The sequence below is a fragment of the Mycolicibacterium baixiangningiae genome (assembly GCF_016313185.1).
GTDB classification, from domain to species: domain Bacteria; phylum Actinomycetota; class Actinomycetes; order Mycobacteriales; family Mycobacteriaceae; genus Mycobacterium; species Mycobacterium baixiangningiae.
Genome location: NZ_CP066218.1, coordinates 1,781,034 through 1,796,966, shown reverse-complemented (window position 1 = coordinate 1,796,966; position 15,933 = coordinate 1,781,034). Strand labels below are relative to the sequence as shown.

15 protein-coding genes are annotated in these 15,933 nt (G+C 69.7%); 10 read left to right on the top strand and 5 right to left on the bottom strand.

All coding sequences use genetic code 11. The features are described from left to right. Window positions 1–31: 31 nt before the first annotated feature. Window positions 32–595, bottom strand: coding sequence for an ATP-binding transcription factor AbmR (locus I7X18_RS08450; RefSeq protein WP_193048256.1), 564 nt, complete (start codon window positions 593–595; stop codon window positions 32–34). A 147-nt stretch (window positions 596–742) separates the two neighbouring features. Here I7X18_RS08450 and I7X18_RS08445 point away from each other — a divergent pair, with 147 nt between their 5' ends. The 4 genes from I7X18_RS08445 to I7X18_RS08430 are packed head-to-tail and all read left to right on the top strand — an operon-like array spanning window position 743 to window position 5,589. After that, window positions 743–1,564, top strand: coding sequence for an AIM24 family protein (locus I7X18_RS08445; protein ID WP_193048255.1), 822 nt, complete (start codon window positions 743–745; stop codon window positions 1,562–1,564). Then, window positions 1,561–3,129, top strand: coding sequence for a class I adenylate-forming enzyme family protein (locus tag I7X18_RS08440; protein WP_193048254.1), 1,569 nt, complete (start codon window positions 1,561–1,563; stop codon window positions 3,127–3,129). The genes I7X18_RS08445 and I7X18_RS08440 overlap by 4 nt, the downstream gene beginning before the upstream one ends. Window positions 3,130–3,175: 46 nt before the next feature. Further along, entirely contained in the window at window positions 3,176–3,379 is a 204-nt protein-coding gene (locus I7X18_RS08435; RefSeq protein ID WP_193048253.1) for a cation transporter, read from the top strand. Beyond that, window positions 3,376–5,589, top strand: a complete 2,214-nt coding sequence (locus I7X18_RS08430; protein ID WP_193048252.1) for a heavy metal translocating P-type ATPase — start codon at window positions 3,376–3,378, stop codon at window positions 5,587–5,589. The genes I7X18_RS08435 and I7X18_RS08430 overlap by 4 nt, the downstream gene beginning before the upstream one ends. Before the next feature lie 3 nt (window positions 5,590–5,592). On the opposite strand, the gene I7X18_RS08425 is transcribed toward I7X18_RS08430, so the two are convergent. Further along, window positions 5,593–6,711, bottom strand: a complete 1,119-nt coding sequence (locus tag I7X18_RS08425; protein WP_193048251.1) for an adenylate/guanylate cyclase domain-containing protein — start codon at window positions 6,709–6,711, stop codon at window positions 5,593–5,595. 45 nt (window positions 6,712–6,756) lie between these two features. Between I7X18_RS08425 and I7X18_RS08420 the strand changes: the two genes are divergently transcribed. The 5 genes from I7X18_RS08420 (at window position 6,757) to I7X18_RS08400 (ending at window position 11,995) form a co-directional block, all read left to right on the top strand. Next, window positions 6,757–7,290, top strand: a complete 534-nt coding sequence (locus I7X18_RS08420; protein WP_193048250.1) for a DNA-deoxyinosine glycosylase — start codon at window positions 6,757–6,759, stop codon at window positions 7,288–7,290. Between the two features lie 100 nt (window positions 7,291–7,390). Beyond that, complete coding sequence (locus tag I7X18_RS08415; protein ID WP_193048249.1) at window positions 7,391–10,567, top strand: ATP-binding protein; 3,177 nt, start codon at window positions 7,391–7,393, stop codon at window positions 10,565–10,567. A 168-nt stretch (window positions 10,568–10,735) separates the two neighbouring features. Beyond that, window positions 10,736–10,984: a hypothetical protein gene (locus I7X18_RS08410; RefSeq protein WP_193048248.1), complete on the top strand. Its 249-nt coding sequence runs from the start codon at window positions 10,736–10,738 to the stop codon at window positions 10,982–10,984. 96 nt (window positions 10,985–11,080) lie between these two features. After that, on the top strand, window positions 11,081–11,512 hold the full coding sequence (locus I7X18_RS08405) for an HIT family protein (RefSeq protein WP_193048247.1): 432 nt from the start codon (window positions 11,081–11,083) through the stop codon (window positions 11,510–11,512). 39 nt (window positions 11,513–11,551) lie between these two features. Further along, window positions 11,552–11,995, top strand: coding sequence for a nitroreductase family deazaflavin-dependent oxidoreductase (locus I7X18_RS08400; protein ID WP_193048246.1), 444 nt, complete (start codon window positions 11,552–11,554; stop codon window positions 11,993–11,995). Here the strand turns inward: I7X18_RS08400 and I7X18_RS08395 are convergent. Beyond that, window positions 11,992–13,041 (bottom strand): LLM class flavin-dependent oxidoreductase, encoded by a 1,050-nt coding sequence (locus I7X18_RS08395; protein WP_193048245.1) that lies wholly within the window; start codon window positions 13,039–13,041, stop codon window positions 11,992–11,994. The two genes, I7X18_RS08400 and I7X18_RS08395, sit on opposite strands and share 4 nt — an antisense overlap. Before the next feature lie 49 nt (window positions 13,042–13,090). After that, window positions 13,091–13,912, bottom strand: coding sequence for a uracil-DNA glycosylase (locus I7X18_RS08390; RefSeq protein WP_193048244.1), 822 nt, complete (start codon window positions 13,910–13,912; stop codon window positions 13,091–13,093). A gap of 75 nt (window positions 13,913–13,987) precedes the next feature. Between I7X18_RS08390 and I7X18_RS08385 the strand changes: the two genes are divergently transcribed. Beyond that, window positions 13,988–15,226: a multidrug efflux MFS transporter Tap gene (locus tag I7X18_RS08385; protein ID WP_193048243.1), complete on the top strand. Its 1,239-nt coding sequence runs from the start codon at window positions 13,988–13,990 to the stop codon at window positions 15,224–15,226. Here I7X18_RS08385 and I7X18_RS08380 read toward each other — a convergent pair. Continuing rightward, window positions 15,223–15,873, bottom strand: a complete 651-nt coding sequence (locus I7X18_RS08380; RefSeq protein ID WP_193048242.1) for a winged helix-turn-helix transcriptional regulator — start codon at window positions 15,871–15,873, stop codon at window positions 15,223–15,225. The two genes, I7X18_RS08385 and I7X18_RS08380, sit on opposite strands and share 4 nt — an antisense overlap. Window positions 15,874–15,933: the final 60 nt, after the last annotated feature.

Genomic DNA, 15,933 nt, shown 5'->3' with positions numbered 1-15,933 from the left:
AACAACCGTAGTTTCGGCGCGGTAAGCGGGTTTAGAGCTCCGGACCCTTGGCCCGCAGATCGTCGACCTTCGTCATGGCCTCGCGCAACTGGGCCAGCCACTCGTCGGCGTGCTGACCCACCAGCCGGACCGACCACGCGAGGGCGTCCGAGCGGGACCGCGCCACCCCGGCGTCGACCAGGGTGTCGAGCACCTGGCGTTCGGGTTGACGCAGCCGCGTCATGACCGGAACGGCGATGTGGGTGAACAGGATTCGCTCCGCGTGCTCATCCGACCCGACCTTGACACCCCAGGAGACCTTGCGGCCGTAGCGGGCCTCGGCCTCGTCGGCGATCTGCATGCGCTCCGGACGGGTCTGCTCCCGGAAGCGGGCGGCGCGCCCCGAGGCGTGGGCTTCGCTCTCCTGTTCGCCCGCGTCGGCCAGTCGGCCGATGACGGTGATCTCCTCGCGGTCGACGACCACGGTGGGGTCCCCGGCGAACCAGCCGTCGGGGATGCGCCCGGCGAACCAGTCCGCGGCGTCGCTGGCGTCGGGCTGTTCGGCCTGTTGCCAGCCGCCCGGCCGTCCGGGTCGGCGGTGATGATGTGTTTTCATGCTTACATGATTACACCGTTACAGAGCTGCTAGAGCGGTGTTCACCGCCGGCGAACGGGCCGCGACACTACGGTTGATGACGGATTCGGCGCGAAAAGCGTCACGAACCGTAGTCTCGGCGCAACCCCGAGCGAGAGGAGTCAGGCGATGACCGGTCAATGGCTGCCCGATCCCGACGGCCGCCACGAGTACCGCTGGTGGGACGGGCAGAGCTGGACCGACCAGGTCTCCAACCGGGGCCAGGTGATGCAGGCACCCCTCGGCGGCGGGCCCGCCGCGCCCACGCAGGCGGGTGACGGGTTCGCCGGCATCTCCGGTGACCTCGTCGACGGCCGCTTCAGCGAGAAGGAAGCCACCCCGATCGCCAACCAGAACACCAAGATGTTGCGGGTGCGCCTCGGTGAACCGTTCATGGCGCGCCAGGGCGCGATGGTCGCCTACCAGGGCAACGTCGACTTCTCCTTCGAGGGCGGAGGCGCATCGAAGTTCTTGAAGAAGGCGCTCACCGGTGAAGGTCTGCCGCTGATGCGCTGCCAGGGCCAGGGTGATGTGTTCCTCGCCGAGCGCGGCTACGACGTGCACCTGCTGAAGCTCACCAACAGCGGGCTGTCGATCAGCGGGAAGAACGTGCTGGCCTTCTCGGCCGGGCTGGACTGGAACATCGAACGGGTGCGCGGCGGCAGCATCGCCACCGGCGGCCTGTTCAACACCACGCTGCGCGGAACCGGGTGGGTCGCCCTGACCACCGACGGTCCACCCGTGGTGCTCAACGCCGCCGAGGCACCCACGTTCGCCGACACCAACGCCGTCGTCGCGTGGTCGGCCGATCTCCAGACCCAGCTGCGGGCCAGCTTCAAGGCCGGTGCGCTGATCGGCCGCGGCTCCGGTGAGGCACTGCAGGTCGCCTTCCACGGGCAGGGCTTCGTGATCGTGCAGCCGTCCGAGGGCATCGCGGTTCCAACGCAGTGAGCACCGCTCGCCAATCCCTGTGGGACACCGAGGCGTTCAACGGGGTCTACGCGGGCCACGCCGGGCGCCTCTACCGCCGCAGCCCCGCCACGTTCGACGACCTGATCGCGGGCACGCGGTGCTGGACCGACCGGGAGTTCCTGGTCCACGGTTCGCGCAGGGTCTCCTACGCCCGGTTCCGCGGTGCGCTCGGCCAGGTCTGCACGCGTCTGGCCGACCTCGGTGTCGCGCCACACGACCGGGTGATGGTGTTCGGATACAACAGCCCGGAATGGATCGTGGCGGTGTTCTCACTGTGGCTGCGCGGTGCGGTCCCGGTGCTGGGCAACCGCTGGTGGAGCCCCACCGAAGTGGCCCATGCCGCCGACCTGCTCGACCTGCGCCACATCCTCACCGACACCCCGCTCGAGACCGGACGTCCGACCAGCCCGCTCGCGGACCTCGCCGGGGCGTTCGACTCGCCGGGCGCCGAAACACCGGGCACCGACACCGATATCGATGACGTCGCGCTGGTGCTGTTCACCTCCGGCACCTCCGGTCTACCGAAAGCCGTTGAGCTCTCACGGCGTTCCCTCATCGCCAACCAGCAGAACATCCTGACGCGCAACGGCAGACTGCCCGATCTGCTGGGCGCCGACTCGCCGCAGGCGGTCAGCCTGGCCAGCACGCCGATGTTCCACATCGGTGGTCTGTCGAGCCTGCTCACCCACTTCCTCACGGGCGGCCGAATCGTGCTGGCGGAGGGCCGATTCGATGCCGGACAGGTCATGTCGCTGATCGAACGCGAACGCGTGCAGATCTGGGGTGCGGTGCCCACCATGGCCGTCCGCGTCCTCGAACACCCCGAGTTCGGCACCCGCGATCTGACCAGCCTGCGGTCGTGGCCGCTGGGCGGCGCCCCGGTCAGCCCCGAGCTGCTCGACCGCATCCGTACGAAGCTTCCCAACCTGCGTGAGCGCGGACTCTCCAACACGTGGGGCATGACCGAGGCCGGCGGCTTCCTCACGGTCGCCGACAGCCGGGACCTGCGCGCCAGGCCGGGCACCGTCGGCCGGCCCTACCCCGTGGTCGAGGTGCAGATCGACCGCCCCGACGACGACGGTGTGGGCGAGGTGCTGGTCCGCTCCCCCACCGTGATGCTGCGCTACGTGGGAGGCGGGGCGGACGACACCGTCGACACCGACGGCTGGTTGCACACAGGCGATCTGGGCCACCTCGACGACGACGGCTACCTTTACATCGACGGCCGCAGCAAGGACATCGTGATCCGCGGCGGGGAGAACATCGCGTGCCCGCACGTCGAAGCCGCACTCGCCGGCCACCCCGCCGTCGTGGAGGCCGCGGCCCTGGGCCTGGCTCATCCCGATCTCGGGGAGGAACTCGCCGCGGTGGTGGTTCACCAGATCGGGACGCACCCGCCGACCGAGGACGAGTTGCGGCACCATCTCGCCGACCTCGTGTCCTCGTTCGCCGTGCCGACCCGCTGGCAGATCAGGACCGAACCGCTGCCCACGCTGGCAGGCGAGAAGATCGACAAACGGACGCTGGCGGCCGGCTTCGGGTAGTCCGTGTGGCGTCAACCCATACCCCCTATGGGTATATGATGGGGTGATGAGCATGGACTTGAACGTCGACGGAATGAGCTGCGGCCACTGTGTCTCGGCCATCACGGCCGCCGTCGAACCGCTGCCCGGGGTCGCCGGCGTCACCGTCGACCTCGACAAGGGCACCGTCACGGTGTCCGGCGCACCCGACGAGGCCGCCGTCGTCGCCGCGATCGAAGACTGCGGGTACGACGTACGCCGCGCGGCATGACGTCGGTCGTCCTCACCGTCGGCGGGATGACCTGCGCGTCCTGCGCCGCGCGCGTCGAGAAGAAGCTCAACCGGATCGACGGCGTCACCGCCGCGGTGAACTACGCGACCGAACAGGCCACCGTCACCTACCCCGACACCGTGCGGCCGGAAGATCTGGTTGCCGCCGTCGAGGCGACCGGTTACACCGCGACGCTGCCCACCACCGAATCCGATGAACCCGAGGCCGACGAGGCCGCGGCGTGGCGGCAGCGGTTGACGATCTCGGCGGCGCTGAGCATCCCGGTGGTGCTGCTGTCGATGATCCCCGCCCTGCAGTTCGACAACTGGCAGTGGCTGGCACTGACGCTCGCCTCGCCGGTCGTGGTGTGGGGGGCCTGGCCGTTCCACCGGGCCGCATGGACCAATCTGCGCCACGGCGCGGCGACCATGGACACGCTGATCTCGGTCGGGGTGACCGCCGCCTACCTGTGGTCACTGTGGGCGTTGTTCTTCACCCACGCCGGCATGCCGGGGATGACGATGTCGTTCGACCTGTTCGCGTCGGGCGCAGGTGAACCACACCTCTACCTCGAGGTCGCCGCCGCGGTGACGACGTTCCTCACCGCGGGCCGCTACTTCGAGGCGAGAGCCAAGCGCCGATCCGGTGCGGCACTGCGCGCGCTTCTCGACATGGGCGCCAAAGACGTTGCCGTCATGCGCAATTCGCGCGAGGTCAGGATTCCCGTCGCACAGCTGTCCGTCGGTGACGAGTTCGTGGTGCGGCCCGGCGAGAAGATCGCCACCGACGGCGTCGTGGTGTCCGGCTCCTCGGCCGTCGACGTGTCGATGCTGACCGGCGAATCGGTGCCCATCGAGAAGGGCCCGGGTGACGACGTCGTCGGTGCGACCGTCAACGTCGGCGGCCGGCTCACGGTGCGGGCCACCCGGGTGGGCGCCGACACCCAGTTGGCGCAGATGGCGCGGCTGGTCAACGAGGCACAGAGCGGTAAGGCCGAGGTGCAGCGACTCGCCGACCGAGTGTCGGCGGTGTTCGTGCCGGTGGTGATCGGGCTGGCGCTGCTGACCCTGGCGGGATGGCTGCTCGCCGGCGGACCGGTCAACGCGGCGTTCACCGCCGCGGTCGCCGTGCTGATCATCGCCTGCCCGTGCGCGCTCGGCCTGGCCACCCCGACCGCACTGCTGGTCGGCACCGGCCGGGGTGCGCAGCTGGGGATCCTGATCAAGGGTCCGCAGGTGCTGGAGTCGACCCGTCGCGTCGACACCGTCGTGCTGGACAAGACCGGGACCGTGACGACCGGGCAGATGTCCGTGGTGGGCGTACACGGCGACGCGCAGACGATGCGGCTGTTCGGCGCACTGGAGAGCGCGTCGGAGCACCCCATCGCCCGCGCGATCGCGGCGCGCGCCGCCGAATGCGGTGACCTGCCCGAGGTCGAGGAATTCGAGAACCACGGCGGCAACGGGGTCAGCGGAGTCGTCGACGGCCACCGCGTTGCGGCCGGACGCCTGACCTGGCTGACCGAGACCGCGTCGGTGCCGGTGCCGGTGCCGGTGCCCGACGATCTGCGGGACGCCGCCGAGGCCGCGGAGGCTGAGGGGCGGACACCGGTGTGGTTCGCCGCCGACGGGCAGATCTGCGCTGTCGCCGTCGTATCCGACACCGTCAAGGACCGCGCCGCCGACGCGATCGCCGACCTGCGCGCGCTCGGGCTGACCCCGGTGCTGCTGACCGGTGACAACCGCCGCGCGGCCGAGGCGGTGGCCCGGCAGGTCGGTATCGACATCGGATCGCACACCGTGGTCGCCGAGGTGCTGCCCGCCGAGAAGGTCGACGTGGTCCGGCGGCTGCAGGCCGACGGCAAGGTCGTGGCGATGGTCGGCGACGGCGTGAACGACGCCGCGGCGCTCGCACAGGCCGATCTGGGCCTGGCCATGGGCACCGGGACCGACGCGGCGATCGAGGCGTCGGACCTCACCCTGGTGACCGGTGACCTGCGCGCGGTTCCCGACGCGATCCGGCTGTCGCGCGCCACGCTGCGCACGATCAAGGGAAACCTGTTCTGGGCGTTCGCCTACAACGTCGCGGCGCTGCCCCTGGCGGCGTCCGGTCTGCTCAACCCGCTGATCGCCGGTGCGGCGATGGCGTTCAGTTCGGTGTTCGTGGTCACCAACAGCCTGCGGCTGCGGCGGTTCACCCCGTCGCGCTGAGGCTCATTCGCCGGGGCGGCGGGCGCGGAAGAGTTTCACCTCGCCCTTGATGCCCTTGAGGTGACGGGCACCGGCGAACGACCACGAGAACCGCTCGTCGTCCCCGACGGCGTCGCGGAACGATTCGGAGACCAGCACGGTCCCGGGGCGGGCGGCACCGGTGACCCGACTGGCGAGGTTGACCGGGCTGCCGAACCAGTCTCCTGCGCGACTGACCGCCTCCCCGGCGGCAAGCCCCACCCGCAGCCGCGGGAACTCCCCGTCGCTGTGGGCGGTGTCGAGCAGCGCCAGCGCCGCCTCGAGCAGCGCTGCCGCATCGGTGCTGACCAGCATCACCGCGTCGCCGATCGTTTTGACGAACCGCACCGGCGCCACCGCGAGCTCACGGGCCAGGTCGCCGATCCGGCGCGCGAGCAGCTCCAGCTTCTCCGGCGGCAGCGCCTCGCCGAGCCGGGTGAACCCGACCAGATCGGCGAACATGATCGAAACCTCACGGGCACCGGGCAGCGGAAGCCCCTCAGCCCGCTCCGTCGCGGAGACCGCCTCGGTCTCCATAGCGTGGCGCAACTGCAGCAGCAGCATGTCCTGGATCATCGGGCCGAGCAGCGGGGCGAGCTCCCGCACGAGCGACTCGGATTTCCCCGCGATCTCCAGTTCCGTCGCCCCGGGTGTCAGCACCGCCGCGAACGCGGTGTACCGCATCACCTCCGCGGCCTTCGCAAGCCCCTCCGACAGCACGCGCACCACCTGCACGACCTGATCGGGATCGAGACCGAACTCGATGAACCGCTGGGCATGGGCGGCGGCCTCGGCATCCGCGCGTAGGTGTACCGCGGCATCGGGATCGTCCTCCCGCGACAGGCCCATCGCGTGCTGCACCCGCTGCAGCAGGTCGAGGTCGATGCCGAACTTCTCACTGGTCTCCCGCGCGGAGACGTAGACGCCGTCATCACCGACGTGCCGTCGCGACGCCAGAAGCATCGGCGCGACCGCCTCGCGCACCTCGGGCACCGTGAACCCCCGGGACAGCAGCCACTCGATCAACTCGGCGCGTTCGGCGCGCGCCGCCCCCGTCAGCCCGTCGAGGAGCCCGGCCTCGTCGATCTCCTGCGCTTCTGTCACGCGGCAAACGTATACCCGGCGGCGTGTTGGGCATCATGGTCGGTGATGACCGTCCGTCCGCCGCTGTTGCACGGGTTCCCGCCCATCGTCGGCGGCGCACCCCAAGTCCTCGTGCTCGGCAATGCGCCAAGCGTGCTGGCGCTGGCCAAGCACCAGTACTACGGCAACCCGCGCAATGCGTTCTGGCGCATCACCGGTGCGCTCTACGACTTCGACGCCGACGACCCGTACCCGGAGCGCACCGCCGCGCTGATCGCCCACGGCGTGGCGGTGTGGGATGTGCTGCGCGAGTGCCGGCGCGCCGGCAGCCTCGACTCCGCGGTGGAACCGGCGAGCATGGTGGCCAACGACTTCGGCCCGTTTTTTCGCCGCTATCCGACGATCCGGCGGGTGCTGTTCAACGGCGCCGCCGCGGAGAAGAACTTCCGGCGGCTGGTGAGCGGGGACTTCGATGTCGAGTTCCTCCGGCTGCCGTCGACCAGCCCCGCGCAGACGATGCGCTACGAACTGAAGCTGGCGGCGTGGCGGGCGGCGCTGCAGCCTCTGCGGCAACCGTCGCCACGCAGCGAAATCGATTGATTGCGAGCGCAACCGGCCCGAATACAACATCTGGGGAAAGCTGCCATGGCCGGTACCGCGCAATATGCTCGATGGGGAAACGTGCAATCAGGGGCAGCTGATGACGGCAGCGGCGAAATGCTCGGTGTGCGGCGCACACCCGCGGGCGGGCGCCCGGTTCTGCGACGCCTGCGGCACACCGGTCGCCGCACCCCAGGAGGCGGAGTACAAACAGGTCACCGTGCTGTTCGCCGATGTCGTCCGGTCGATGGATCTGGCCGCCAGTGTGGGAGCCGAGAGGCTGCGCGAGATCATGGGCGAGGTGTTCGACCGGTGTTCGCGGGTCGTACGGCACTACGGCGGCACCCTCGACAAGTTCACCGGCGACGGCGTGATGACGATCTTCGGTGCGCCGATTGCACTGGAGGACCATGCATTTCGTGCCTGCCTGGCCGCCATCGACATCCAGAAGGAGGCCGGCGGCCTGCGTGATGCGATCGGTGCGCGCGACGGTGTGGACCTGCGGCTGCGCGTAGGACTGGACTCCGGCCAGGTGATCACCGGTGGCCTCGGCTCGGATTCGCCGACCTACACCGCGATCGGGGAGCACGTCGGCTTGGCACAGCGCATGGAGTCCGCGGCGCCGCCCGGTGGGGTGATGCTGAGCGCGGCGACCGCCGGGCTGGTGCGCGACTGCGCCGAGTTGGGCGACCCCGAGACGGTCGTGCTGAAAGGGTCCGGGATCCGCGTGCCCGCGCGTCGCCTCGTGGCGGTCGGCGCCCGCACCGCCCAAGCGCTCGACGAAACCGATATGGTCGGCCGCCGCTGGGAACTCGCCGCGGTGGAGGCGCTTCTGCACCGGGTGGTCGGCGGGCAGGGCAGCGTGGTCCACGTCGTCGGCCCGCCGGGTATCGGGAAGAGCCGCCTCGTGCGGGCGGTGCTCCAGGACGCGGTGCGGCTCGGAATGGAAATCCATGCCGTGTACTGCGAATCGCACGCCAGCGACATCTCGTTCCACGTCATCCGGCAGCTCTTGCGCACCGGCACCGGAGTGGCCGGCGTCGAACCGGACACCGCCAGGGCCATCCTCGACGGGCTGACCCCGGATGCCGATCCGCAGGACCGGCTCATCCTGCAGGAGTTGCTCGGCGTCGCCGAACCCGGCGCCGACATCCCGCAGATCGATCCCGACGCGCGGCGCCGCCGGCTGACCGCGCTGATCAACGCCGTCTCGCTCAGCCGCACCACACCCGCGCTCTACGTCATCGAGGATGTGCATTGGATCGACCAGATCAGCGAATCGCTGCTGGCCGACTTCCTCAGCGTGGTGCCACGCGTTCCCAGCATGGTGCTGATCACCTCCAGGCCGGAATATCGCGGGGTCCTCGACACGATCCCCGCGGCGCAGACGTTCGCGCTCATGCCGCTCTCTGGCGCCGAATCGTCCGCCCTCGTCTGCGGCCTCCTCGGCCCGGCCGCCACGGACCGTCAGCTGTGCACCGCAATCGTCGGGCAGGCCGGCGGCAATCCGTTCTTCATGCTGGAGATGGTCCGTGACCTCCAGGAGCGCGGTGCGCTGCGTGGTGAACGCGGCGCCTACACCGTCGTCGGCGACCGTCACGAGCTGACGGTGCCGCCCACGCTCCAGGCCACCATCGCCGCCCGTATCGACCGCCTGCAGCCCGGCGCCAAACGCACGCTGTGTGCCGCGGCGGTCGTGGGTTCGGTGTTCGACGAACGCACGCTGCACGGCCTCTGCATCAAGCCCCAGATCGACGAATTGGTGGCGGCGGAGTTGGTGGACCAGATCCGCTTCACGCCGCGCGCCCAGTACGCCTTCCACCAGCCGCTCATTCGGGCGGTGGCTTACGAGTCACAGCTGAAGTCGGATCGCGCGGTCCTGCATCGGCGGCTGGCCGAGTTGATTCGCACACTCGAACCCGACGCCGCCGACGGCAACGCAGCACTGATCGCCGAACATCTGGAGCGCGCAGGCGAATTCGCGGACGCCTACGACTGGCACATGCGGGCCGGAGGTTGGCTGACCAACCGCGACATCTCGGCGGCGGAGGTCAGCTGGGAGCGTGCGCGTCGCATCGCCGACGAGCTGCCCGACGACACCCCCGATTGGCTGAGCAAGCGGATTGCGCCCCAGACGATGTTGTGTGGCAACGGTTTCCGCACCGGACTGGCTGTCGCCGGTGAGCGATTCGACGAATTGCGGGAGCTGTGCGGCCGAGCCGGCGACAAGGCGTCACTTGCCGTGGCGATGTCCGGGGTGCTCGGCGAGCACTACATGAAGGGCAGGGTGCGCGAAGCGGCCGAGATGACACCGGAGCTGTCCGCGCTGGTCGAGTCGTCCGGCGACCCCGGGCTCATCATGCAGTTGTCGGTGGGGCCGATCGCCGTCAAGATGACCATCGGTGACCTCGCCGAGGCCATCCGCTGGGCGCAGATGGTCATCGACCTCGCCGACGACAACGAACCCGGCACCGAGGGACTCATCATCGGCGCGCCGCTGGCGAGTGCGTACGCATCTCGCGGGTTGGGGCGGGCGGTGTCCGGACAGCGCGGTTGGCGGGATGATGCGGACCGCGCGGTCGCCATGGTCAACGAGACGGACTCGATGTCGCTGGGCATCGTCATCGTGTACGCGTACGCGATGCCCGTCGCCAATGGGATCTTGCGGTCCGACGCGCGCGTGCGCCGTCAGCTCCAAGATGTCCTGCACTTGGCGGAGAGGTCGGCGGACGATCTGGGGTTGGGCTTCGCGAGGATGGCCCTGGGTGTGGCGCTGCTGCACGGCGACCCCTCGGATGTCGGTACCGCGATGGACCTCCTGACCCAGGCTCGCCAGATGTGTGTGGACGGGCGGTTCTATCAGGCGCACCTGCCGATCGTCGATTCGTGGATCGGGTGGGGGATGAACATGCTCGGGGATCGCAACGGCGCGATATCCGTTCTGCGCGAGGCGTGGAACGCGCTGTACGACGAAGGGCAGCCCGGGCACGCGCCGCCCACCGCGCGCCTGTTCGCCGAGACCCTGCTCGACGGGGGCGACGCCGAGGACCGCACGGGGGACATCGCGGAGGCTGAGGACGTCGTCGACCGACTCGCCGCCGAGACGGCGTTGGACGGGTGGCGCACGCGAGACGTCACCGTGCTGCGTCTGCGTGCCCTCGTGGCGCGCGCCCGGGGTGACGACGGCGCCTACCGCCACTACCGCGACTGCTACCGGGAGATGTCGGCCGAACTGGGCTACGAGGCAGACATCGCACTGGCGAACGCGATGGCGTGACGGTCCCTTTTCCACAGTTTCGGCGTGCTCCAGCGTGGCCGTCGCACACTTCCTGCCAGCGGTCGGTCAATCACTGCCAACGGGATGGAACCCGCTGACCTGCAGGTTATTGCAGGCAGACCGGCCAGGAAAACCCTCCAGACCGAACGGACACGAAGAGGTACGAAAATGAACAAGTTCGGATTCGCCACCATCATCGCCGGCGGACTGGCAACCGGATTCCTCGGTTTCGCCGCCCCCGCCCAGGCCGCCCCCGCCGGCCCCGGCAACGCCCAGGACACCATCAGCTCGCTCGATGACCGCGGCTACCAGGTCCGCGTCACCCAGCAGGGCATGAACAAGCCGCTCGATGAGTCCAGCATCGTCTCGGTGCGCTACGACAACGACCGCCGCGTCGTCTACGTCACCACCCGCTGACCCACTCGCCCCGAGACTGCGGGGAGATCACCGAAACGCACGAAACGGTGATCTCCCCGCAGTTTCGGCGTATCGAGACCCGGCTACCGTGGCGGGATGTCTTGCGTGTTCTGCGACATCGTCGCCGGTGAAGCACCGGCCATCCGCATCTACGAGGACGCGGAGTATCTGGCGTTCCTCGACATCCGGCCGTTCGCCAAGGGCCACACGCTGGTGATTCCGAAGGCACACACCGTGGACCTCACCGACACGCCACCCGATACGGTCGCCGGTCTGGCCCGCATCGGACAGCGCATCGCCAGGGCGGCGCGGCACTCAGGGCTGCATGCCGACGGCAACAACATCGCGATCAACGACGGAAAAGCGGCCTTCCAGACGGTGTTCCACATCCACCTGCACGTGCTCCCCCGCCGCAGCGGTGACAAGCTCGCGTTCGCCAAGAACATGGTGCTGCGACGCGACCCGGACCGTGAGGAGTCCGGCCGCCTGCTGCGCGAGGCGCTCGCCGAACTCGACAAGACCCCGTAGGCGAATGGCCGTCACCGCGCGGCCTGACACACTGATGTGATGAGCCACCTCTCCCCCGTCGAACAGGTCGGCCTCCGGCTGCTCAAGCTGCACGACCTGCTGTACAAGAAGACGAACGGCCGCTTCGGGCATCACATCCCGGGCGCCCCTCCCAGCCTGTTGCTGCACACCGTCGGCGCCAAGACGGGCAAGCCCCGCAGCAACACGCTCACCTACGCCCGCGACGGCGAGAGCTATCTGATCGTCGCCTCGATGGGCGGGGCGCCGAAGTCACCGGGCTGGTACCACAACCTCAAAGCCCACCCGAACGTCGAGATCAACGTCGGCACAAAGCGCTTCGCCGTGACGGCACATCCCGTGCTACCCGACGACCCGGACTACGCGCGGCTGTGGCGGATCGTGAACGACAACAACTCCAACCGCTACGACGCCTACCAGAAGCGCACGACGCGGCCCATCCCGATCGTCAAGCTGACGCCCTAGAACAGCTCTTTGGCCAGCAGTTCCAGCGTGGTGTCGCGGGCGGGCGACGTCGCCGGATCGGTGCCGCGGCGCGCAGAGGCGACGGGGTTGACCATCACTTCGTCGACGTCGAACTCGTCGGCCAGGGCCCGGACCTGTTCTGCCGCCTCGGTCGGTGAGCCGACCACGGCACGCGTCAGTCCGTGCTGGACGACAGCCTGGGCCTGGGCACTGAGCTGCTTGGACTCGGCGTCCTCGACCAGGTCGAGCGCGGTCAACGGCTGACCGGTGCGCAGCTGGGCCATCATGTGCAGGTTCGGCAGCATCAGCGCCATCGCCTCGTCGTGGGTCTCGGCGACGACGGCGTTCACCGTCAGGAACGTCACCGGTTCGGCGGCGACGTCGCTGGGCCGGAACTCGGCACGGTAGGTGGCCAGCGCCTCGGCGGTGCCCTGTCCGGAGAAGTGGTGGGCGAACACGTACGGCAGACCCTTGGCGGCGGCCAGGTGCGCGGAGTACATCGAGGAGCCGAGCAGCCACAACCGCGGTTCGGTGGCCGCTGCGGGGGTGGCCTTGAGGATGTAGTTCTCGCGCATCAGGTTGCGCGGCAACGAGACCCGCACGCCGTGCCTGCTCATCAGCGCCGCGACGTCGTCGAGGTACTCGGGAAAGCGCTCGATGTCGGTGTCGTCACGCCCGGCGGCGCCGCGCAGCGCCATCGACGTCACCGGGTCCGACCCCGGCGCCCGGCCGAGCCCGAGGTCGATGCGGCCCGGGTGGGCGGCTTCGAGCAGGGCGAACTGTTCGGCCACCGCCAGCGGGGCGTGGTTGGGCAGCATCACTCCGCCCGAACCGAACCGCACCTGCGACGTCTGCGCAGCGAGGTGCGCGATCACGACCGGCGGACTGGTCGCGGCGACGGCGGGCATGTTGTGGTGCTCGGCGATCCAGTAGCGGGTGTATCCCAGCCGGTCAGCGGTCTGCGCGAGGTGGGTGGTCGCCGCCAGCGCATCCGAGGTGGTCTGGTCGCTGCGCACGGGTATGAGGTCCAGGACAGAAAGGCGCATGGAAGCCACAACGCATTTCGGCGCCCGCGCGTTCCCGACGTGGGCTGCGCTACAACCCGGCCAGGTCCCGGGCCCGCGAGAACACGCCGTCCATCATCGCCGGGGTCAGCTTGCCGGTGAAGGTGTTCTGCTGGCTGGGGTGGTAGCAGCCGAGCAGGGTCAGGCCGCCGACCGTCGCCTCGGCGAGATGCCCGAACTGCGGTGCGGGCACCGCCACCTCCTCGCCGCCGCGGCGCAGCATCTGCAGCGCCACTTTCCACGCGAAGCCGCCCAGCGCGACCACCACCCGCACGTCGCCACGGACCAGACGCCACTCCGCGTCCAGCCACGGTGCGCACGTCGCCCGCTCGGCAGGGGTGGGTGCATTCGCCGGCGGTGCGCACCGGACCGCCGCGGCGACGCGAACATCGTTGAGGTTCAACCCGTCCGCGGCGTCGACGCACAGCGCCTGGTTGGCCAGCCCGCCGCGGTGCAGTGCGGCGAACAGGAAGTCACCCGAGCGGTCCCCGGTGAACACCCGGCCGGTGCGGTTGGCGCCGTGGGCGGCCGGGGCCAACCCGACGACCAAGATGCGCGGGTGCGCGTCACCCCACCCGGGTGCGGGCCTGCCCCAGTACGGCTGATCGGCGAACGCCTTGCGTTTGACCGCGGCCGCCTCCTCCCGCCACTCGACCAGACGCGGGCAGGCGCGGCACACCGAGACCAGCGCGTCGAGCTCGTCGAGTGACGCGACTGCGCCCGCCAGCGACTCCACTGCCGCCGCCGACGTGGCCACCGCGGTCGCGGGTGTGGCCGGATCGCCCGGCCACCCCGTCCCCGGCGGCACGGGTGTGGGGAACGGCAAGCCGGTGCGCGGGTGGGGCAATTGCACGGCTCCACTGTGCCGGGCACGGGGAAAATCCGTCGCCGAACGGCATCGGCGCTGCTAGATTCGGCCGCGATACCCATGACCACCAGCAAGCGCGGCCCGCTGTTCCTCATCTACTTCTCGGCGCTGACCGCGGGAGCGGGGAACGGCATCTCACTGGTCGCCTTCCCGTGGTTGGTGTTGCAGCGCAACGGCTCTGCCGTCGACGCCTCGATCGTCGCGATGGCAGGCACGCTGCCGCTGCTGGTGGCCACGTTGATCGCCGGTGCCGCGGTCGACTACCTGGGCCGGCGGCGGGTGTCGATGATCTCCGACGCCCTGTCCGCACTGTCGGTGGCCGCCGTGCCCGTCCTCGCGCTGACCTTCGGTGTGCACATGGTCAACGTGGCGGTGCTGGCGGCGCTCGCCGCGCTCGGCGCCTTCTTCGACCCCGCCGGCATGACCGCACGCGAGACGATGCTGCCCGAGGCCGCCCAGCGGGCCGGGTGGACACTCGACCACGCCAACAGCGTGTACGAGGCGGTGTTCAACCTGGCCTACATCGTCGGACCGGGGATCGGCGGTCTGCTGATCGCGACGATGGGCGGTGTGAACACCATGTGGGTGACGGCGGGGGCGTTCGTGCTGTCGATCGTCGCGATCGCCGGGCTGCGGCTCGAGGGCGCCGGCCGCCCGGAGCGCGACCAATTGCCCGAGCGGGTGTGGACCGGCATCGTCGAAGGACTCGGATTCGTATGGCGCACACCGGTATTACGCACGCTGGCGGTCGTCGACCTGATCGCCACCGGTCTGTACATGCCGATGGAGAGCGTGCTGTTCCCGAAGTACTTCACCGACCGCGACGAACCGGCGCAGCTCGGTTGGGTGCTGATGGCACTGTCGCTCGGCGGGCTGGTGGGTGCGCTGAGCTACGCGGTGCTGTCGCGCTACGCCAACCGCCGCACCGTGATGCTGACCGCCCTGCTGACCCTCGGCGTCGCGATGACGGTGATCGCATTCCTGCCGCCGCTGCCGGTGATTCTCGCGCTGTCGGCGATTGTCGGGCTGGTGTACGGGCCGATCGCGCCGATCTACAACTACGTCATGCAGACGCGTGCGCCGGCGCATCTGCGCGGCCGGGTGGTCGGGGTGATGGGTTCGCTGGCCTACGCCGCAGGCCCGCTCGGTCTGGTGGTGGCAGGCCCGCTGGCCGACGGAGCCGGTCTGTCCGTGACGTTCTTCGCGCTCGCGCTGCCGATGCTGGTCCTCGGCGCGGCAGCGGTATTCCTGCCCGCGCTGCGCCAGCTCGACCAGGTGCCGGCCGCCGACCCCGCCTAGACCCGAACCCGCGGCAACGCAAACATTTTGGTCAGCCGGCGCACCGCGCTCGGCTCCCCCGCGATGTGCAGTCGACCCGCCGAGACCAGGTCAGGCACCCGGCTGGGATCCAGTGCCGCGGCCAGCACGTCGACGTCGCCGGTCAGGATCACGTCTGCGGCGACGTCGTCGGACTCGTCGAGGACCTCGTCGGCGGTGATCCGCACCGTCGTCCCGCCCTGCGGTGTCGCCAACCGCACCACGAGGTCCTCACCGGTGCGGTCCGGACGCACATAGGCGCGCACCGCGCGGGCCAACCACTCCGGGCGCACCACATCGGTCGGTGCGCGGGTGGTGAGCAGGTGCCTGCCCCACCTCGCGAACGCATTGATGACCTCTTCGAGCGCGCGACCGTCGGCGGTGAGCTCGTACACATTGCCCGATGCCGGTTTCGCCAACTCCCGTCTGCGCGCCAGACCGTGCCGCTCGAGGTCGCGCAGCCTGCTCGCCAGCATGTCGGTGGCGATCGGCGCGAGGCCCGCGAGCAGATCGCCATAGCGCTGCGGGCGGTCGAGCAGTTCGCGCACGATGAGCAGCGTCCAACGGTCGCCGACGATGTCGAGGCTTTTCGCCACGGCGCAGTGCTGGCCGTAAGAGCGGTTGGGCACGTCCGCAGCCTACGGCCGACTTGAGATGTCCAAGTTCATACTTGTTTTTTCCAAGTATTG